The following is a 17,221-nucleotide window of genomic DNA, read 5'->3' on the forward strand; positions in this document are numbered from 1 at the left end:
TCGATCCGATTTCCGTTCTGAATATTTCTCTTAGAAATTTTCAGGGTCGTTGTCTATTGTTCAGTTATCAAGGTTCTTCGTTGTTTCCGCCTCTCAGCGACAACTTCTACAGTTTATCATGCCGCTTTCGGTTTGTCAACAAGTTTTTTCATTTTGTTTGCTGTCGCTCGCGACAGCTTTGATATAATAGCACAGGCAAAACGAAATTGTCAATGTTATTTTTATTTTTTATTTTATTTATATAATATACACAATTTTGCACGTCTCATTCGGTTCTGCAGAGGTATATCTGCCCATTGGATCTCCGGCTTACAGTAAACTGATCGCCTCGTTCAGGGAGCGGACCCCAATGACCTGGATCCCCCGGATATTCTTCACCGCGTCCACGGATACAGCCGGCACAACGCATGTCCTGAAACCGAGCTTTTTCGCCTCGGACACCCGCTGCTCCGGCATACTGACGGCGCGCACTTCGCCGCTTAAGCCCACTTCCCCAAAGACGAGCATGTCTTCCGGGACCGGCCGGTTTTTATAGCTGGACGCAAGGGCCATCACGATCCCCAGGTCCACTGCCGGCTCATTGATACGGATCCCGCCCGCTATATTCACGTAGGCGTCGTAGTTGGACAGGGGCAGGCCCAGCCTTTTTTCCAGCACTGCCATGAGAAGGTTGACCCGGTTGTAGTCCGTCCCCGCTGCCGTCCGCCGGGGCATGCCGAAACTGCTGCGGCAGACAAGGGCCTGGATCTCCAGCAGGATGGGGCGCGTCCCCTCCATGGAACAGGCTACCACAGAGCCGGACGCATTTTCAGGTCTCCCGCTCAGCATGAACTCAGACGGATTGGCAACCTCTCTGAGTCCGTCCTGCCTCATCTCAAAGACGCCGATCTCATTGGTGGAGCCAAACCGGTTTTTAACACCCCGCAGGATCCGGTAGGAGGCATGCCTGTCTCCCTCAAAGTAGAGGACCGTATCCACCATATGTTCCAGCACCCTCGGACCGGCCACCGTCCCTTCTTTTGTCACATGTCCTACAATAAAGATGGAAATGCCAAGCCCTTTTGCGATCTGCATGAACACGTTGGTCGCCTCCCGGACCTGGGAGACGCTTCCCGGCGCGGAGGACACCTCCTCGCTGTACATGGTCTGGATCGAATCTATCACTGCCAGGGCCGGGCGCTGCTTCTCGATGGCGCCGCGGATCGCCTCAATGTTCGTCTCGCAAAGAAGCAGAAGCTCATCGGTAAACGCCCCCATACGGTCTGCCCTGAGCCGGATCTGCCGGAGGGACTCCTCACCGGATATGTAGAGGATCTTTTCGTGTCTTGCCGCCAGCCTCTGGCACACCTGCAGAAGCAGGGTCGACTTTCCGATGCCCGGATCACCGCCCACAAGCACAAGGGAGCCCGGCACAATGCCGCCCCCCAGGACACGGTCCAGTTCCCCGATCCCTGTCTGCGTCCGCTCGTCGCTGTCTGTGCGCACGCTGGAGAGGGGCACCGCCTCCGCCTCCTGCCTGCGCTTTGTCTGGGAACCGGCCGGGGACGGGGCTACCTTCTCTTCCACAAATGTATTCCACTGTCTGCACACCGGGCACTGGCCCAGCCATTTGCTCTCTTCGTGCCCGCAGTTCTGGCAGAAGAAAACACTCTTCTTCACTTTTGCCACGCTCATTCTCCTATCCGTCTACGCCTCTGTCCGTCAAACAGGCTGCGGTCTTTCCCCCGCAGCCTGTCCTGTGTCTGTGTATGTTCCGCGCCGCTTATACCGGCAGGGATGTCCTATTTCTCAACAATCCTGATCCGGATGCTCTTTCCTTCCTCCAGCTCCGCGCTGACACTCAGCTTGCCGCTCAGGTTCGTCTTCATGTCGCCCACGTTCACGTCATCCATGTAGACGACATACTCGCTGTCCGCCTCCAGCTCAAGAGTGAACTGTACATCCCTCGGTGCAGATACTTTAAAGGAAACCTCGCCGCCTTCTGCTTTAAAATTCTCCACCGCGGTTCCCGGGACAGACTCGTACACGAACATACCGTTCTTTTCCAGCTTGGTGATCTCCGCGAATGTCTTTACCTTATAGATGTCTCCCTGGAACTCAAAGCCGTCCAGCTTTGTCTTGGCGTCCAGTGTGTAATCGCCAAAGCTCAGCGTCCCGTCACTTTCTGCGCGCAACAGCTCTTTTACTACTGCCATGTCTCATGTCCTCCTGATGGTTCTTCTTTTGTATCCACATTATATCTCAAAAAAATTTTAATTTGTAGTCTTTACAGTAAATTTAATTTCTTTTTTAGAAAGCCCGGCTTCCACCGTCTGTCCCCTTTTTATGGAACCCGAAAGCACCGCCTCCGCCAGCTTGTCCTCCAGCATGTTCTGGACTGCGCGCCGGAGCGGCCGCGCACCGTACTTGCGGTCCGTGCCGGTCTCCACGATATATTTCTTCACGGAGTCCCGCACCCGGAGCGTGATGTCAAGCTGCTCCCTGGCCCGGCTGCACACCTCCCTGCACATCATGCTTACGATCTTCTTCATGTTTTCGCCGTTCAGGGCATGGAAGACAATGATCTCGTCAATCCGGTTCAGGAACTCGGGCCGGAACAGAAGTTTCACCTCATTCATGACATTGGACTTCATCCGCTTGTAGTCGCCGGCTTCATCTTCCTTTGTCACAAACCCCAGCTTCTTGGGGTCAATGATGGCCTGGGCGCCGGCGTTGGATGTCATGATGATCACCGTGTTGCGGAAGTCCACCTTTCTGCCCTGGGAGTCTGTGATATGCCCGTCATCCAGCACCTGCAGCAGGATGTTGAACACGTCCGGATGCGCCTTCTCGATCTCGTCAAAGAGCACCACCGAATACGGATGCCTTCTCACCTGCTCGCTCAGTTGTCCGCCGTCCTCGTGGCCCACATACCCCGGCGGGGAGCCGATCATCTTGGAGACGCTGTGCTTCTCCATATACTCGGACATATCCACCCGGATCATGGACTCCTCATCCCCAAAGAGAGCTTCCGCCAGCGCTTTGGACAGTTCGGTCTTCCCCACGCCGGTAGGTCCCAGGAAGAGGAAGGACCCGATGGGGCGGGCCGGATCTTTGAGGCCCACGCGCCCCCGCCGCACAGCTTTTGCCACGGCCGTCACAGCCTCCTCCTGTCCGATCACACGCCTGTGGAGCGTCTTTTCCAGGTTTTTCAGGCGGGCCGTCTCAGACTCGGCAAGGCGCTGCACCGGGATCTTCGTCCACTCGGACACGACGCCTGCGATGTCGTCCGCTGTCACGCACACCTGCCGGCGCGCGTTTTTCTTCTGAAACCGCTTCTTCTGCTGCTCCAGCTTCTCCCTTGCTTCCTGCTGCTCCCGGTTGAGAAGGGACGCCTCCTGTATATCGCCGGCCCGGATGGCGTCCTCCCGGTCGCGGTCCAGACGGCTGATGAGCCGCTCCATCTCCTCTATCGTTTCCGGCACGCGGAACCCTCTAAGGCTTACCTTTGCGCAGGCTTCATCCAGCACGTCGATTGCCTTGTCTGGCAGGAACCGGTCGCTGATGTAGCGCTCCGACAGGGCGACCGCCGACTCCAGCGCCTCCTCGCGGATGGCCACATGGTGGTGCGCTTCATACCGCTCCTTAAGGCCCCGCAGAATGGCAAGGCACTCCTCTTTTGTCGGCTCCTCCACTGCAACGGGCTGGAAACGTCTCTCCAGGGCAGCATCCTTTTCAATGTATTTGCGGTACTCCACAATGGTGGTGGCGCCGATGAGCTGCAGTTCCCCTCTGGCGAGGGAGGGCTTGAGGATGTTGGAGGCATCCATGGCGCCCTCTGCGCCGCCGGCCCCGATGATCGTGTGCACCTCGTCCAGGAAAAGGATCACATTTCCCGCCGCCGTCACCTCCTGGATGAGCCGCTTCATGCGCTCCTCGAACTCGCCCCGGTACTTGGACCCGGCGATCATGCCCGCGAGATCCATGGTGACGATGCGGCGGTTCTTCATGGCTTCCGGCACAAGACCGCCGGCGATCCGCTGGGCCAGCCCCTCCAGCACGGCTGTCTTGCCCACGCCCGGCTCGCCAACCAGGCAGGGATTGTTCTTTGTCCTGCGGCTTAAGATCTGCATCAGCCGGCTGATCTCTTTCTCCCGGCCGATCACCGGGTCCAGTTTCCCCTCTGCCGCCTGCTGCGTCAGGTCGGTCCCGTACTGCTCCAGGACGGAACTTCTCGGTTTCCCCTCTCCCTGCATATCTTCCATATATTCCCTGGCATCATTTCCGGTGCTGGCCAGGATATCCTGGCAGAGCTTCTGCAGGCTGATGTTCAGCGTCAGCAGGATCCTGGCAGCCACGCAGTCCACATCCCGCAGAATGGCAAGGAGCATGTGCTCCGTCCCGACCTCGTCCGAGCGGAGGCGGACAGCCTCCTCCTGCGCCTCCTCCAGGATATACTCCAGGCGGGGGCTCATCTGCGGATCCTGCTGCGCAGGGACCTCCCCGCCCGGGGAGACGAGTTCATCCATGATCTTCAGGATATTCTCCTCCCCCGCGCCGTTCATGGCAAGCACCTGTCCCGCCACGCCGGTGTAGACCCGCTTCAGGCCCACAAGGAGATGCTCCGTCCCGATATAGGGGTGCCGGAGCTCCCTTGCCGTCTTCTTCGCTATTTTTAAAACTTCTTTTGCCTGTTCCGTGTAGTTCATATGAAATAGAGAAAAGCGGAACTTCCGCTTTTCTTTGCTCCTTTCTCCGTATTTCCGCGCAGACCGGATCTTTCTCCTCTATGCGTACTCATCAAAGATCTCATCTACCAGCGCGTGCACTTCATCTCTGGATATATCCCTGCAGCAGCCCCGGGCCAGCACGATGCGGAGCTGCTCCTTCATCTCCTCCGCCGCCTTGATCTTGTCCACGTCGAGGGCTACGACCGCGCCCTTCCTGCGGTCCAGTTGGATAAACCCCTCCTGCCGCAGCAGGCTGTACGCCTTGTTGACTGTGTGCATGTTGATCCCCACTGTCTGGGCCATCTGGCGGACGGACGGAAGCGGATCCCCCTCCCGGATCTGTGCGGTGGCGATCCCCAGAATGATCTGGTTGCGCACCTGCATATAGATAGCCTCGTCACTGTTAAAATCAATCTCTATCAGCATAGTATCCCCTTCTCGCAGACAAGCGTCCTTTTTCTGGTGTTATATATACCTTAGCACACATTGCACAGACCGCGCAAGTAAAAGAAGCGCTACCGGATCACAATATTTCCCGCTTTTCTCGGCGCAGTCCGCCTGTAGGAGACTGCCGGGTACCCGAGGAGCATGCAGCAGGTCACACTCCGCCTGCCAATGCCAAGCCAGTCCCTGAGGGCGTCGCTTCTTTCCACAACCGCCTTCGTGTACCCGCTGAACAGGGCGCCCGCTCCCTCAGCCGCTGCCATGGCCTCGATATTTGCGGCCGCGATCCCGCCGTCCAGGGGATCCCGGGACGTGATCACAAGGAAGGAAGTGGCATTGAAGAAAAAGGTGTCCTCCTTCGGATCCTTCTCATGCTTTTCGTAAAAGCCCCGGAACACCCGCTCATAGAGGGGCGCCTCCTCTTTCATCTCCTCAAGGAGACCGGGCAGCTCCTGCCAGAACAGTTCCTTGAACGCTTCCAGCTCGTCCCGGATGAGGACGAACCTGCTTCCCTGCGTGTTTTTCGCTGTCGGGGCGTAGCGTCCGGCGTTCAGGATGCGCTCCAGCTTTTCCGTCTCAACCGGCGTGCTTTTGAAGTTGCGGATGCTCCTCCTGAATTTGATGGCCCGGAGCAGATGTTCCGGATCCACACGAAAACTGTCCTGATCATACTCTTCCACTTCGTCCATGGCATACTCCGGAATGGACACAGCGCCTGTCGGACAGACTGCCACGCAGTGCCCGCACTGGATGCATTTCCTTATATACTGTGCTTTCTTATCTGCAACTTCCAGCGCGCCGCCCGGGCAGTCACGCACGCAGGCCCCGCAGCCGATACAGAGTTCCCTGTTGATCTCAACCATATCTTTCACTCCTTTAAAACAATCCAGACAACTGACATCTCTGATATAGTAACACAGGTAGCGATTTCTGCAAATGTTTTTCTGCCGCACATTCAGAGGGCGCCCCTGCCGTACGGCACAGGGCGCCCTCCTTTAAAAAGCTGTGAACTTATATCCTGATCTCTTACTTGCAGATCTCCCGGATGTCTGTGTACTCATAGCAGTCAAAGCTGTCTGCCACGTTCTTGCAGGTCAGTTTTCCGTCGTATGTGTTGATGGCGGAGTAGATCACCTCGTTGTCCGCGCACGCCTTCTCAAGGCCCTTGTTCGCGATCTGCAGTCCGTAGGAGAGAGTCGCGTTCGTCAGGGCGATGGTGGATGTCCTCGGAACTGCGCCAGGCATATTTCCTACGCAGTAGTGAACAATGCCGTCCTCGATGAAGATCGGATCGTCGTGGTAGGTCACCTTTGTTGTCTCGCCGCAGCCGCCCTGGTCAACAGCAACGTCTACGAATACAGCGCCCGGTTTCATCTCTTTTAAGTATTTCTTCTTGAAGATCTTGGGAGCGGCTTTTCCGGGGATCAGTACGCAGCCGATCACGAGGTCCGCCTCTTTGACTGCCTTCTCAATGTTCGCGTCGTTGGATACGAGCGTCTGGATGCGGGCTCCGAAAATGTCGTCCAGATAAGCCAGTCTCGGAAGGCTGATATCCAGGATCGTTACGTTCGCGCCCATGCCCACTGCGATCTTGCAGGCGTTGGTTCCTACATTACCGCCGCCCAGGATCACGATGTTGGCCTTCGGTGTGCCGGGAACGCCTGCCAGGAGAACGCCCTCCCCGCCGAATGTCTGCTCCAGATATTTCGCGCCTTCCTGAATACTCAGGCGGCCGGCGATCTGGCTCATGGGAGCAAGGAGCGGAAGGCCGCCCTGTCTCGGATCAAACAGCGTCTCGTACGCAACGCCCTTTACCTTGCCGTTGAGGAGCGCGTCTGTCTGCGGCTTGTCAGCCGCAAGATGCAGGTATGTATAGAGGATCAGCCCCTCATGGAATAACGGATACTCCTCCGGAAGAGGCTCTTTTACTTTGATCATCATCTCAACTGTATCCCATACTTCCTTGGCTGTATCGATCATCTTCGCACCGGCAGCCTCGTACTCAGCGTCCGGGAAACCGGATCCTGCGCCCGCGCCCTTCTCAATGTAAACCTCATGGCCCGCAGCCACATAGCTCTTCACACTGTCAGGTGTCATACCTACACGGAACTCATTGTTTTTGATTTCTTTTACGCATCCTACTTTCAACTTTCTCTACCTCCTGTTTTCTGTTTTGGCGTGATGCCTTTTCGTACGGTTTTGTCTGGATGAAAAATATTTTTCAAAACTTTTTTGTTTTGAAGAATATTATTCATTTGTTTCTAAAAACATGATATCACACCATTTCATCATATTCAATAAAAGTTATTTTTTTCACGAAACTTTTTATTTGTGCATTTTCATTCATTTGTCTATACAATTGACTTGCTTATTTCCACATTTTGTGGTTAAATCTTAGTAACAGGAAAACAGTTGGGGATAGTTCCCCGGAGGAATCGAGTATGAAAGAATTAAGAGAACTTATCAATAAAACGCCTCTCACCAAGACGCAGAAAATGATCGCCCAGTATATCCTGGACAACTCTGCCGACGCCTGTTTCATGACATCCACGGAGATCGCCCTCAAGCTGGGGGTCAGCGAATCATCTGTCATCCGTTTCAGCCGTTCCCTCGGATTTAGCGGATTTATGGATTTCCAGAAGAGCCTGCGCAGAGATTACCAGGACAAGGTACTGAGCATCTCCAGCTCCATCACGATCCCCTCCCAGAGGATTGCCAAGCGGGCGCAGCTCACCAGCTCCGCAGAGTATATAAACAGGCACTTAAAGAACGCCGCCAAGAACCTGGAGAACGCGCTCACTTCCAACCGGCCGGAGGCCTTCGAGGAGACGGCGGACATCATCCTTGCCAGCCGGCACAAGTACATCACCGCCTCCCGCGGCAATTCCTCCCTCGGGGACTATTTTCTTCTCTATCTGAAGCACATGGTTCCCAACGTGGAGACGACAAGCTCCTCCGCCATCAGCCCGGTGGACCACCTGTGCAACATTTCAAAAGACGACTGCCTCATCATGTTCAGCTTCCCCCGGTATTCCTCCGAGGATAAGATCTGCGCCCGCATGGCGCGGGAAGCCGGTGCAAAGATCATCGTCGTCACCGACAAGCCAAGCGCGCTCCTCGCGGAGTACGCCACCGTCCTCTTCACCGTACCGGTGGACAGCAACGCTTTCTTCAACTGTATGGTAGGCCCCCAGTTCGTAGCCGAGGCCATCCTCGAGACACTGAGCCACAAGGCAAAGGGAATTGAGAAGAGACTCAAGAAAATCGACAGATATCTCGGCGAATTGGGCAATTATTAATCGCGGAAATGCAATTCCGGACGTAACACTTTTAAAAAGTGTTACGTCCGGAATTAACATTACTGGTGTGTTATTGTGTCTTTTGCATCTACTCCTGCAACTTCTCTACGCCTCGTCAATGGCTTTGCCGATGTCATGGCGCATGTACTTGTTGTCAAACTGCACCCACTCCGTAGCCGCATAAGCGTTGGCCCTGGCCTCTTTGAGATCCTTTCCCTTGGCCGTGATGCCCAGCACCCGGCCGCCGTTTGTGACGATCCGGCCGTCCGCCAGCTTTGTTCCCGCATGGAAGCAGTAGTAGCCCTCGTGCTTCTCAAACTCGTCAAGCCCTGTGATGGGAAGTCCCTTCTCGTAGGAGACCGGGTATCCCTCGGACGCCAGCACAACGCAGACCGCGGCATTGTCCTCGAACTGCAGGTCAATCTGATCCAGCGTGCCGTCGATGCAGGCCTCCACCACTTCAAGGATATCGTTCTTCATCCGGGGCAGCACCACCTGGGCTTCCGGGTCGCCGAACCTTGCGTTGTACTCCAGCACCTTGGGGCCGTCCGCCGTCAGCATGAGGCCGAAGAAGATCACGCCCTTAAAGGGGCGCCCCTCCGCTTTCATGGCATCCACAGTGGGCTGGAAAATATATTTCTGGCAGTACGCATCTATCTCTTCTGTGTAGAAGGGGCTGGGCGAAAACGTGCCCATGCCGCCCGTGTTGAGCCCGGTATCGCCGTCCCCGGCCCGCTTGTGATCCTGGGCGCTGGTCATGGTCTTCACGATATTTCCGTCCACAAAGGAAAGGACCGACACTTCCCGGCCTGTCATGAATTCCTCCACCACCATCGTGTTGCCGGAGGCGCCGAACTTCTTGTCCAGCATGATGGTCTTCACGCCCTCCTCGGCCTCCTCCAGGGTGTTGCAGATGAGAACGCCCTTCCCCAGCGCCAGTCCGTCCGCCTTGAGGACGATGGGGAATTTCGCCTCTGTCTTCAGATACTGCACAGCCTTATCCGGGTCGTCAAAATTCTCATAGGCCGCTGTGGGGATATTGTACTTTTTCATCAGATCCTTGGAGAACGCCTTGGAACCCTCCAGGATCGCCGCATTTTTTCTCGGCCCGAAGGTGCGGATGCCCGCCGCCTCCAGCTCATCCACAAGGCCGCCCACAAGGGGATCGTCCATACCTACGATGACAAGGTCTATGTCCTTCTCCTTCGCGAAGGCCACGATCCGGTCAAACTCCATGGCGCCGATGGGCTCGCACTGAGCGAACTGCGCGATCCCCGCGTTGCCCGGTGTGCAGTATATCTTATCTGCTTTCTGGCTCTTCGCCACACAGTACGCAATGGCGTGCTCCCGTCCGCCGCTTCCTACGATCAGTACATTCATCGCTGTTCCTCCTCTTTGATCTTCACCTTGTTCTCCTCCACGGCAACCCTGCCGTTGGCGATGAGATCAATGGCTCTTGGAAGGATCTTCCACTCGGCCTGTTCCATCACCCGCCGCTGCAGGATCTCCGGCGTGTCGCCCTCCTGCACCTCAACCGCTTTCTGGAGGATGATGGGGCCGGTGTCCGTCCCCTCGTCTACAAAATGCACGGTGGCTCCCACCACCTTGACGCCGCGCGCCAGGGCCGCTTCATGGACCTTCAGCCCGTAGTATCCCGTCCCGCAGAAGGCAGGGATCAGGGACGGGTGGATGTTGATGATCCGGTTTCGGTACCGGGCGATCATCTCCGCCGGGATGACCACAAGGAAGCCGGCCAGCACAATGATATCCGGTGCAATGGCGTCCACCGCTTCCAGGAACTTCTCATTGAACGTCTCCCGGTCCGGGAAATCCTTCGGGGAGATGCACTGCGCATCCACGCCGTGGTCCCTCGCCCGCGTGAGGGCGTAGGCGTTCTTATTGTTGCTGATGACGGCAGCCACTTCCGCGTTCGTGACCGTGCCGTCGTCCACCGCGTCCAGAATGGCCTGCAGGTTCGTCCCGCCGCCTGACACAAGGACCAGTATCTTTAGCATAATGTAACTCCTTTTTCTCCGGCCTCAATGCGCCCGATCACATAGGGCGTATCCCCTGCCGCGCGCATGGCCTCCATGGCTGCGTCCACATCCTTCGGGTCTACGGCCACCACCATGCCGATGCCCATATTGAATGTATTGTACATCATCTGCTCCGCCACATCGCCCTTCTTTGCCAGCATGTCAAAAACGGGCGGCACCGGATAGCTGTCCTTCTCGATGACAGCGTGGGTTCCATCCTTCAGCATGCGGGGCACGTTCTCGTAGAAGCCGCCGCCTGTGATGTGGCTGCAGGCCTTCACTCTGACACCCGCCTCTTTCACGCTCTTTAATGCCTTTACATAGATGCGCGTGGGCGCAAGGAGCGCCTCCCCAAGCGTCTTCCCCAGCTCGTCATAGTACGTATCCAGGGACTGCCTGGTCATCTCGAACACCTTGCGCACAAGGGAAAATCCGTTGCTGTGCACGCCGGTGGACGCCATGCCGATGAGCACATCGCCCGCCGCCAGGTCCTCCCCGGTGATCATATCCTTCCTGTCGCACACACCCACCGCAAAACCGGCCAGGTCGTACTCGTCCTCGTCCATCATGCCCGGATGCTCCGCCGTCTCGCCTCCGATGAGGGCCGCGTCAGACTGGAGGCACCCCTCCGCCACGCCTTTTACGATCGCGGCGATCTTCTCCGGATAGTTCTTGCCGCAGGCAATGTAATCCAGGAAAAACAAGGGCTCGCCTCCCGCGCAGGCAATGTCGTTCACGCACATGGCCACCGCGTCGATGCCGATGGTGTCGTGTTTGTCCAGGATCATAGCCAGCTTCACCTTCGTGCCGCAGCCGTCCGTTCCGGACAGGAGCACCGGGTCCTCCATCTCCTTGATCTTACTTAAGGAAAACGCGCCGGAAAAACCTCCCAGACCACCCAGCACCTCGGGGCGCATGGTCTTCTTCACATGCTCTTTCATCAGTTCCACGGATCTGTAACCCGCCTCGATATCCACACCCGCATTCTTGTAATCCATATGTTTTCTCCTTACATCTGCTTCATGTACTCTTTATATCCCAACTCGTCCAGCTTCTTCGCCTTGGCCTGCACCGTCTCCTTCATCTCCTGTGTGTAGGCTTTCAGTCTCTCAAGGAGCGCCGCGTCCGATGTGGCCAGGATCTTCGCAGCCAGGATCGCCGCATTCATGCCCCCGTCGATAGCCACGGTCGCCACCGGGATTCCCGGCGGCATCTGCACGATGGAGAAGAGGGCGTCCTCTCCCGCCAGGTTCTTTCCGGACATGGGTACGCCGATGACAGGCATCGGGAAAATAGCGGCGCACATGCCCGGCAGATGGGCTGCCATGCCTGCTCCCGCAATGATCACTTTGAAATCTTTCTCCTCCGCGCTCTTCGCATAGTCAAAGAACACATCCGGCTCCCTGTGGGCGGAGATGATCGTCATCTCATACTCGATCCCCAGCTTTTCCAGCATATCCGCAGCCTTGCTCATGACCTTCATGTCAGAGTCGCTGCCCATTACAATTCCTACTTTTGGCATAGTTTCCATCCTTTCCGCTATCATTTATAAGCATTGCAGATAAATCATAGCTTATTTATTTGCATTTTTCAATGGTTCATTCAAAATCTCCGTGCCCGGAAGCACAAATTCCCCGCCGCTTATGAGCGGGATCTCCCGCCCGTCCCCCGTCACGACAGCGATCCGCCCCAGCTCCTCGTAGGGGATCGTGATATCCGTGTGGCAGTGGAAATAGGCCTTCGACACATCCTCCCTGCGCCGGGCAGACACAGCGTTGTCCCTGGCTACGATCTCCTTGCCGTCGGGGTTGTACACCCGGATGTCCTCGGCCCAACTGTAGCAGGTGTCTCCCACGGCAAAGTGGGGGCCCGTCTTCTCCGCGATGAGGATGGGCATCTTCCCGGCGATCCCGTATTTCCTGGCGGTCACATAGGCCGTGGTGTTGGTGCCGATGGCAAACTCGCCCAGGGGAAGCGTCTCATGGCGGAAAAGAATGTTGTCATAGATGTATTTCCTCCCCTCCTCCTCGTCCGCAAAATTCCCGCACCGGTAGCCGGTGATCATGCCGTCTGCAAACGTCAGCTCCAGATCCCTGAACTGCAGTCCGTTCAGATACACGCAGCTCACGTGCAGGGTGCCGCAGGTGCCTTCCAGCACCGGGGAAGTAAAGACTTCCCCCACGGGGATGTTGACATCCGCCACGCAGTTCTCAAAGATCGTCTCTTTCCCGGGATCCTTCAGCCGGTACAACTGCACCTTCATGTCCGTCCGGTTGCCGTTGGCCCCCAGGATCCGCACGTACTCGCCCTGGTCCAGGGCGTCGATCAGGGTCTGCTGCACCTGCCCGTACTGCTCTGCATCCAGCGTGTTGATGCGGATGACCTCATCGAAGATCTCCCGGTAGTCCTCCCCGATCTGGGGCACCGGCCAGGCGATGATCGTGAAGCTCCTCTCATCCCCGGGAATGTACTCGTTCGTCATCTGGGAAGCGCGGCTGTCGTAGAGAAGCTGCAGTTCCTCCTGCTTCGCAGTCAGGGCGGGCGCCTCCGGTTTGGGCTGCGGCGCAAACGGCTGCTCCCCGAAGGTCTCCATCACCGCCGGTCCGGCCATCGCCCGGGCCAGCTCCTTATTCCTCTCATAGGTCGTGCGCATGACTTCCAGCTTTCTCTCGATGAACCGCTTGTCCAGGAAGAGCGCCTGGTCGTTCCGGTGGTCGTAGTCATACTGCATGTTGGGGATGCCGCCATGGTATCCCACGCGGCCGGCCCCTTTTTTCGCCAGCACGCCTGCCGCCGCCCGGTAAAGAACGGGCTCAAGCCCCATCTTCCGGAAGTTCGCGGCCGCCGCCCTCACGACCCGCTCAAATCCGAGCACGTACCGGATGTTCACCGTTCCCTTCTTCGCCAGGTCTTTCCCTGTGTTCACAAAGCCGGTCCGGTATCCTTCCGTGTACACGTCCGCCATCTTCCGGATCGTCTCCTCCGGCAGGGAGGCGAGGTACGCGGCCGTACCCAGCTCATTTTCGCTCACATATTCCCCGAAATAATAGAGATACCGGGGATCCGCAAGGTCGCACCCCTCGACGATGTCCATGGCAAACCGCTCCGCCGGGTCGATCTGCTCCCGGATCCGGTCTGCCGCAAACACATCGCAGTAGTCGCTGGCATACCAGTAGACGATCTCCCGCAGCGTGCGGATCTGGGGCTCCTCCTCCGCCTCAAAGCAGTTGTAGACCTCAATAAAAAGTTCAAAGAGGATCACGAGATACTCCGCCCGGCCCTCCGCCGCACAGGGAATGCCGGCCCGCATCTCCGCATACAGGAAGCTCAGGATCTGCCCGTACTCCCCGCCGAGGCAGCGGGCCGCATACGCCGGATCCGCGTAGCTCTCCTCGTACGCACCCGGCAGGATGTCGCCGTAAAGCCGGCTGTTCCAGTCCTGCAGCTCCTCCAGGGAAAGGATCCGGTACCTGCCCGAGACAACGCAGTCATAAAAGGCGTCCAGTAAAAGAAGAAATTCCGCAGTCCGCCGGAAATACGGCCGGAACTTCTCCCCTGCCGCCGTCTCCTCCGGGATCTGCGAAATCCTCCCTATCGCCAGTTCATATCGTTCTTGTGTCAGTTCTGTCATCTAAAAAAGCCCCCTTAAAAAGATCGCGGCCAGCCCCGCAAGGAGCACGCCGTTCAGCGCCGCTCCCACTTTGCAAGTCAGATAATTCTTCTCCCGCTCCTTAAAGCCCTGCACGGCGTTCTTAAGTCCGGCCACCGCCAGCGCGAGGGCAAACAGCCCCACAAAGCCGATGAGAAGGCCCACGTCTCCTCTGGATATGTAGGAAGCGGAAAAAGCAAGCACGAGAAGGAACAGGCAGCACACCCCCAGGAATGTGGAGCGCATGCCCCTCCTGGAGTGCTTAAGCTGCGCCTGCCCGTATTTGCGGCTCCGCCGTTTCATTTTTTCCTTTTCCGCCTTTTTCTTCTTATGTCTCTGCGCCATCTCCTCAATGGCTTCTCTTAGTCTTCTCAGCAACATGATGTCTCCTTACCGCCGCACAGATGATAAATACAATGTATCCCGCCGCTCCTCCTACGGTGTTCAGGAACAGGTCGTCCACATCGAAGCTGCCGACCCTTGTCAGGAGCTGGAAGGTCTCCACCCCCAGGCTCAGGGAGAAGCTGTACAGCACCGCCGCGGCAAAACTCCTGTACCTGCTCGCCATAGGCAGGAAAAAACCGAAGGGCATAAAGATCAGGACGTTCCCGAACAGGTTGGAGAACACGGCAAAGCTGCCGAGCTGTTCCCTGTACACCCAGAACCGCCTGATCTCCCGGAACAGGACCAGATTGTAGTGGTACTCGTCCGCAGGCCCGGTGCGCCCGTAGAGATCGGAAAACAGCAGAAAATACACGATAAACGCCATATACAGGATAAAGAGGATTTTCCCCAGTATACGTATACCCCTGCCTTTTTTATAACTCAAGATCTGTCTTCTACTCCTCCGTCCGGCCCGCAAAAAAGGCCGCTTTCTCTAAAACATGAGGCCGTTCTTCTCCTTCAGGAGCCTGGCCCCGCTGATGATCGCCAGGATCCCGGTCACGACACCCACCACGATCATCACAATGCCGATGGCGATATTGCCCGTCCCGGCGAACGCCATGGATCTGTATGCCTTCTCATTCATAGCAATCCCTCCTATTTTGCGCCGTACTGTTCATAGTATGCATCGATGGCCGCTTTTAATGTATCATCGATGATGACCTTTCCGTCAAATGCTTTGTTCCAGAGGCACTCCACGACCTCTTCCATGGTCACAATGGCCGCCGTCTCAAACCCGTACAGGTCACGGACCTCGTCGAGCGCTTTCTTCTGACCGCCCTTGCCGACTTCCATGCGGTCCAGGGATACCATCAGGCCCACGATCGTCACATCCGCAGCCCCTCTCACCTTGGGCACCGTCTCTTCCATAGACTTGCCGGAGGTGGTCACATCCTCGATCATGATGACCCGGTCCCCGTCTTTCAAACTGCTGCCCAGGAAGCTCCCCTTGTCCGCGCCGTGGTCCTTCTCCTCCTTGCGGTCCGAGCAGTAGCGGATCTCCTTCCCGTAGAGCTCGCTGTAGGCGATGGCTGTCACCACTGCAAGCGGGATCCCCTTGTAGGCGGGACCGAAGAGCACGTCAAAATCATCCCCGTATTTTGCATGGATGGCTTTCGCGTAGTACTCGCCCAGCTTCTTTAACTGGGAGCCCGTCACATAGGCGCCTGCGTTCATGAAAAACGGGGATTTCCTCCCGCTCTTCAGCGTAAACTCTCCGAACTTCAGCACGTCGCTGTCCACCATAAACCTGATAAATTCCTGCTTATACTGCTCCATATCTCAAACCTCCGCATATTTTACAATAAATTTCTCTTCATATTCTTTACAATTTTACCATATAGGATAGGGTTTTTCAATTCAGCAATTTCGCGCTTTCATCCGCCTCATGATCCCATTTCGGCGCCCGGATCGAAGTCATTTAGCCTTTATATCTTAAAATCAGTTCCTCCAGCGATACCGGTTCCATTTCTCCGTCAGGCAGAACCCCCTCATGGGCATTTAATCCCTGTACTAATTCCCGGACTGCGTTTCCAAATTCCGGTTCCAGATCATTCGCCCTGACATCCACCGCACTGCCTATATAGACTGGCAATGAAAACAGACGTCCCAGCAGGATTTCTACTTTTTCCGGCTGATAAAAGCCTTCGAATCCCATATCTTCCATATCTCCCAGCGTCATCTGCGCTGACAGAAGAAACATTTCGTCATCCGGGATCAGATCCCGTTTATTGAAAAACAATGCGGAAAGAGGAGTCTGTTTCCCACTCATGATCCGGATCGCATCTGTCAGTTCATCTGATGTGCCCGTTTCAGCATCGCAGACGCCTATGTAGCCGTCCAGACAAGCGCCCGGTTCTTCCAGATAACGGAACAGTTCCAGCGGATCTTCAAAGAGGAGCAGGGAAATATCATCGGAAAGCTCTCCGCTCTCTGACAGGCGCTCCACAAGCGTATGTCTGCCGCTGCCTGCCTCTCCCACGACAGCAATCTTATACTTTTTCTCCTCCTCTTCCGGCCCGGCGGGCACTTCCTGTTCCACTTCCTCCGGCGGTTCTGCCAGCTTAGGCGGTTCTGCCGGCTTAGGCTGTTCTGCCGGCTTAGGTTCATCTGCCGGTTTTTCCGGTCCGCACACATTCTGTGTCCCGCTTTCCAGGATTGCTTTTAAAATTCCCGGAAATTCCTTGTGAATACTAAAGAAAAAGTTCCTCTTTGTCCCGTCCTCATAGGTCACGATACAATCCGACTCCTCCACTTCAACGGACACCATGTGATCCAGCGGAAGAGGATTGCTTTTTTTGTTAAACATCGTGCTGGAATAGATTCCCTTCTCCGTGACAAGATACCCTTTCTTCCCGTTCGAGAGCATGGTTTCATCAAGGATGGCTATGACCTCCTCTGCCGCGACTCCTTTCGCATACGACCGGACCGCGTTGTCAATCTGTTTGGTCTTCAGCTCTTCCCGAAACGCAAACTGGAAACTTTTTTTGCTCGCATGTGCCTGGATGGCACTTCTGATGATCTTCTCTTCCATAACCTGTTTCCCTCCGGCTATTACTTTTTAGAGGGAGCCCCGCAAGTCAGAAATGGCTTCATGGGCTCCCTCTTCATTTTTATCAGGTTCTGCCCGGCTGTCCCCCG

General features: G+C 56.3%; 17 protein-coding genes. 1 reads left to right on the top strand and 16 read right to left on the bottom strand.

The features are described from left to right. Window positions 1-309: 309 nt before the first annotated feature. The 6 genes from radA to ald form a co-directional block, all read right to left on the bottom strand. Entirely contained in the window at window positions 310-1,668 is a 1,359-nt protein-coding gene (radA, locus tag H6A20_RS09625) for a DNA repair protein RadA (RefSeq protein WP_204906914.1), read from the bottom strand. Between the two features lie 113 nt (window positions 1,669-1,781). Then, on the bottom strand, window positions 1,782-2,195 hold the full coding sequence (locus H6A20_RS09630; protein ID WP_204906915.1) for an endosialidase: 414 nt from the start codon (window positions 2,193-2,195) through the stop codon (window positions 1,782-1,784). 57 nt (window positions 2,196-2,252) lie between these two features. Then, window positions 2,253-4,688 (bottom strand): ATP-dependent Clp protease ATP-binding subunit, encoded by a 2,436-nt coding sequence (locus H6A20_RS09635; RefSeq protein WP_204906916.1) that lies wholly within the window; start codon window positions 4,686-4,688, stop codon window positions 2,253-2,255. A gap of 78 nt (window positions 4,689-4,766) precedes the next feature. Continuing rightward, the gene (locus tag H6A20_RS09640) at window positions 4,767-5,135 is read right to left on the bottom strand and encodes a GntR family transcriptional regulator (RefSeq protein WP_204906917.1); all 369 of its coding nucleotides are present in this window, start codon (window positions 5,133-5,135) and stop codon (window positions 4,767-4,769) included. A gap of 89 nt (window positions 5,136-5,224) precedes the next feature. Beyond that, window positions 5,225-6,016, bottom strand: coding sequence for a nitroreductase family protein (locus H6A20_RS09645; protein WP_204906918.1), 792 nt, complete (start codon window positions 6,014-6,016; stop codon window positions 5,225-5,227). A gap of 163 nt (window positions 6,017-6,179) precedes the next feature. Then, complete coding sequence (ald, locus tag H6A20_RS09650; RefSeq protein ID WP_204906919.1) at window positions 6,180-7,301, bottom strand: alanine dehydrogenase; 1,122 nt, start codon at window positions 7,299-7,301, stop codon at window positions 6,180-6,182. A 293-nt stretch (window positions 7,302-7,594) separates the two neighbouring features. On the opposite strand from ald, the gene H6A20_RS09655 reads away from it, so the two are divergent. Then, window positions 7,595-8,452: a MurR/RpiR family transcriptional regulator gene (locus H6A20_RS09655; protein WP_204906920.1), complete on the top strand. Its 858-nt coding sequence runs from the start codon at window positions 7,595-7,597 to the stop codon at window positions 8,450-8,452. A gap of 105 nt (window positions 8,453-8,557) precedes the next feature. Here H6A20_RS09655 and purD read toward each other — a convergent pair whose 3' ends face one another. The 10 genes from purD to H6A20_RS09705 form a co-directional block, all read right to left on the bottom strand. Then, entirely contained in the window at window positions 8,558-9,832 is a 1,275-nt protein-coding gene (gene purD / locus H6A20_RS09660; protein WP_204906921.1) for a phosphoribosylamine--glycine ligase, read from the bottom strand. Further along, window positions 9,829-10,467, bottom strand: coding sequence for a phosphoribosylglycinamide formyltransferase (gene purN / locus H6A20_RS09665; RefSeq protein ID WP_204906922.1), 639 nt, complete (start codon window positions 10,465-10,467; stop codon window positions 9,829-9,831). Before purN ends, purD begins: the two co-directional genes overlap by 4 nt. After that, window positions 10,461-11,486, bottom strand: coding sequence for a phosphoribosylformylglycinamidine cyclo-ligase (gene purM, locus H6A20_RS09670; RefSeq protein ID WP_204906923.1), 1,026 nt, complete (start codon window positions 11,484-11,486; stop codon window positions 10,461-10,463). Before purM ends, purN begins: the two co-directional genes overlap by 7 nt. 11 nt (window positions 11,487-11,497) lie before the next feature. Further along, window positions 11,498-12,010, bottom strand: coding sequence for a 5-(carboxyamino)imidazole ribonucleotide mutase (gene purE / locus H6A20_RS09675; protein WP_204906924.1), 513 nt, complete (start codon window positions 12,008-12,010; stop codon window positions 11,498-11,500). Window positions 12,011-12,061: 51 nt separating this feature from the next. Beyond that, window positions 12,062-14,119, bottom strand: a complete 2,058-nt coding sequence (locus H6A20_RS09680) for an aminopeptidase (protein ID WP_204906925.1) — start codon at window positions 14,117-14,119, stop codon at window positions 12,062-12,064. After that, a complete protein-coding gene (locus H6A20_RS09685) occupies window positions 14,120-14,515 on the bottom strand; it encodes a DUF6142 family protein (RefSeq protein ID WP_204906926.1) in 396 nt (131 codons plus the stop codon). Beyond that, on the bottom strand, window positions 14,487-14,966 hold the full coding sequence (locus tag H6A20_RS09690; RefSeq protein ID WP_243426197.1) for a VanZ family protein: 480 nt from the start codon (window positions 14,964-14,966) through the stop codon (window positions 14,487-14,489). The genes H6A20_RS09685 and H6A20_RS09690 overlap by 29 nt, the downstream gene beginning before the upstream one ends. Window positions 14,967-15,014: 48 nt before the next feature. Further along, window positions 15,015-15,167: a hypothetical protein gene (locus tag H6A20_RS09695; protein ID WP_204906927.1), complete on the bottom strand. Its 153-nt coding sequence runs from the start codon at window positions 15,165-15,167 to the stop codon at window positions 15,015-15,017. An 11-nt stretch (window positions 15,168-15,178) separates the two neighbouring features. Next, a complete protein-coding gene (gene pyrE / locus H6A20_RS09700; protein WP_204906928.1) occupies window positions 15,179-15,859 on the bottom strand; it encodes an orotate phosphoribosyltransferase in 681 nt (226 codons plus the stop codon). A 142-nt stretch (window positions 15,860-16,001) separates the two neighbouring features. Next, window positions 16,002-17,114: a hypothetical protein gene (locus H6A20_RS09705; protein ID WP_204906929.1), complete on the bottom strand. Its 1,113-nt coding sequence runs from the start codon at window positions 17,112-17,114 to the stop codon at window positions 16,002-16,004. Between the last annotated feature and the right edge of the window lie 107 nt (window positions 17,115-17,221).

It is taken from the genome of Mordavella massiliensis, from assembly GCF_016901695.1.
In the GTDB taxonomy this organism is placed as follows: domain Bacteria; phylum Bacillota; class Clostridia; order Lachnospirales; family Lachnospiraceae; genus Claveliimonas; species Claveliimonas massiliensis_A.

Coding starts and splice junctions, on each gene's coding strand:
- H6A20_RS09630 (WP_204906915.1), bottom strand. CDS start 2,195: ATGGCAGTAGTAAAAGAGCTGTTGCGCGCAGAAAGTGACGGGACGCTG.
- H6A20_RS09635 (WP_204906916.1), bottom strand. CDS start 4,688: ATGAACTACACGGAACAGGCAAAAGAAGTTTTAAAAATAGCGAAGAAG.
- H6A20_RS09640 (WP_204906917.1), bottom strand. CDS start 5,135: ATGCTGATAGAGATTGATTTTAACAGTGACGAGGCTATCTATATGCAG.
- H6A20_RS09645 (WP_204906918.1), bottom strand. CDS start 6,016: ATGGTTGAGATCAACAGGGAACTCTGTATCGGCTGCGGGGCCTGCGTG.
- H6A20_RS09655 (WP_204906920.1), top strand. CDS start 7,595: ATGAAAGAATTAAGAGAACTTATCAATAAAACGCCTCTCACCAAGACG.
- purD (WP_204906921.1), bottom strand. CDS start 9,832: ATGAATGTACTGATCGTAGGAAGCGGCGGACGGGAGCACGCCATTGCG.
- purN (WP_204906922.1), bottom strand. CDS start 10,467: ATGCTAAAGATACTGGTCCTTGTGTCAGGCGGCGGGACGAACCTGCAG.
- purM (WP_204906923.1), bottom strand. CDS start 11,486: ATGGATTACAAGAATGCGGGTGTGGATATCGAGGCGGGTTACAGATCC.
- purE (WP_204906924.1), bottom strand. CDS start 12,010: ATGCCAAAAGTAGGAATTGTAATGGGCAGCGACTCTGACATGAAGGTC.
- H6A20_RS09680 (WP_204906925.1), bottom strand. CDS start 14,119: ATGACAGAACTGACACAAGAACGATATGAACTGGCGATAGGGAGGATT.
- H6A20_RS09695 (WP_204906927.1), bottom strand. CDS start 15,167: ATGAATGAGAAGGCATACAGATCCATGGCGTTCGCCGGGACGGGCAAT.
- pyrE (WP_204906928.1), bottom strand. CDS start 15,859: ATGGAGCAGTATAAGCAGGAATTTATCAGGTTTATGGTGGACAGCGAC.
- H6A20_RS09705 (WP_204906929.1), bottom strand. CDS start 17,114: ATGGAAGAGAAGATCATCAGAAGTGCCATCCAGGCACATGCGAGCAAA.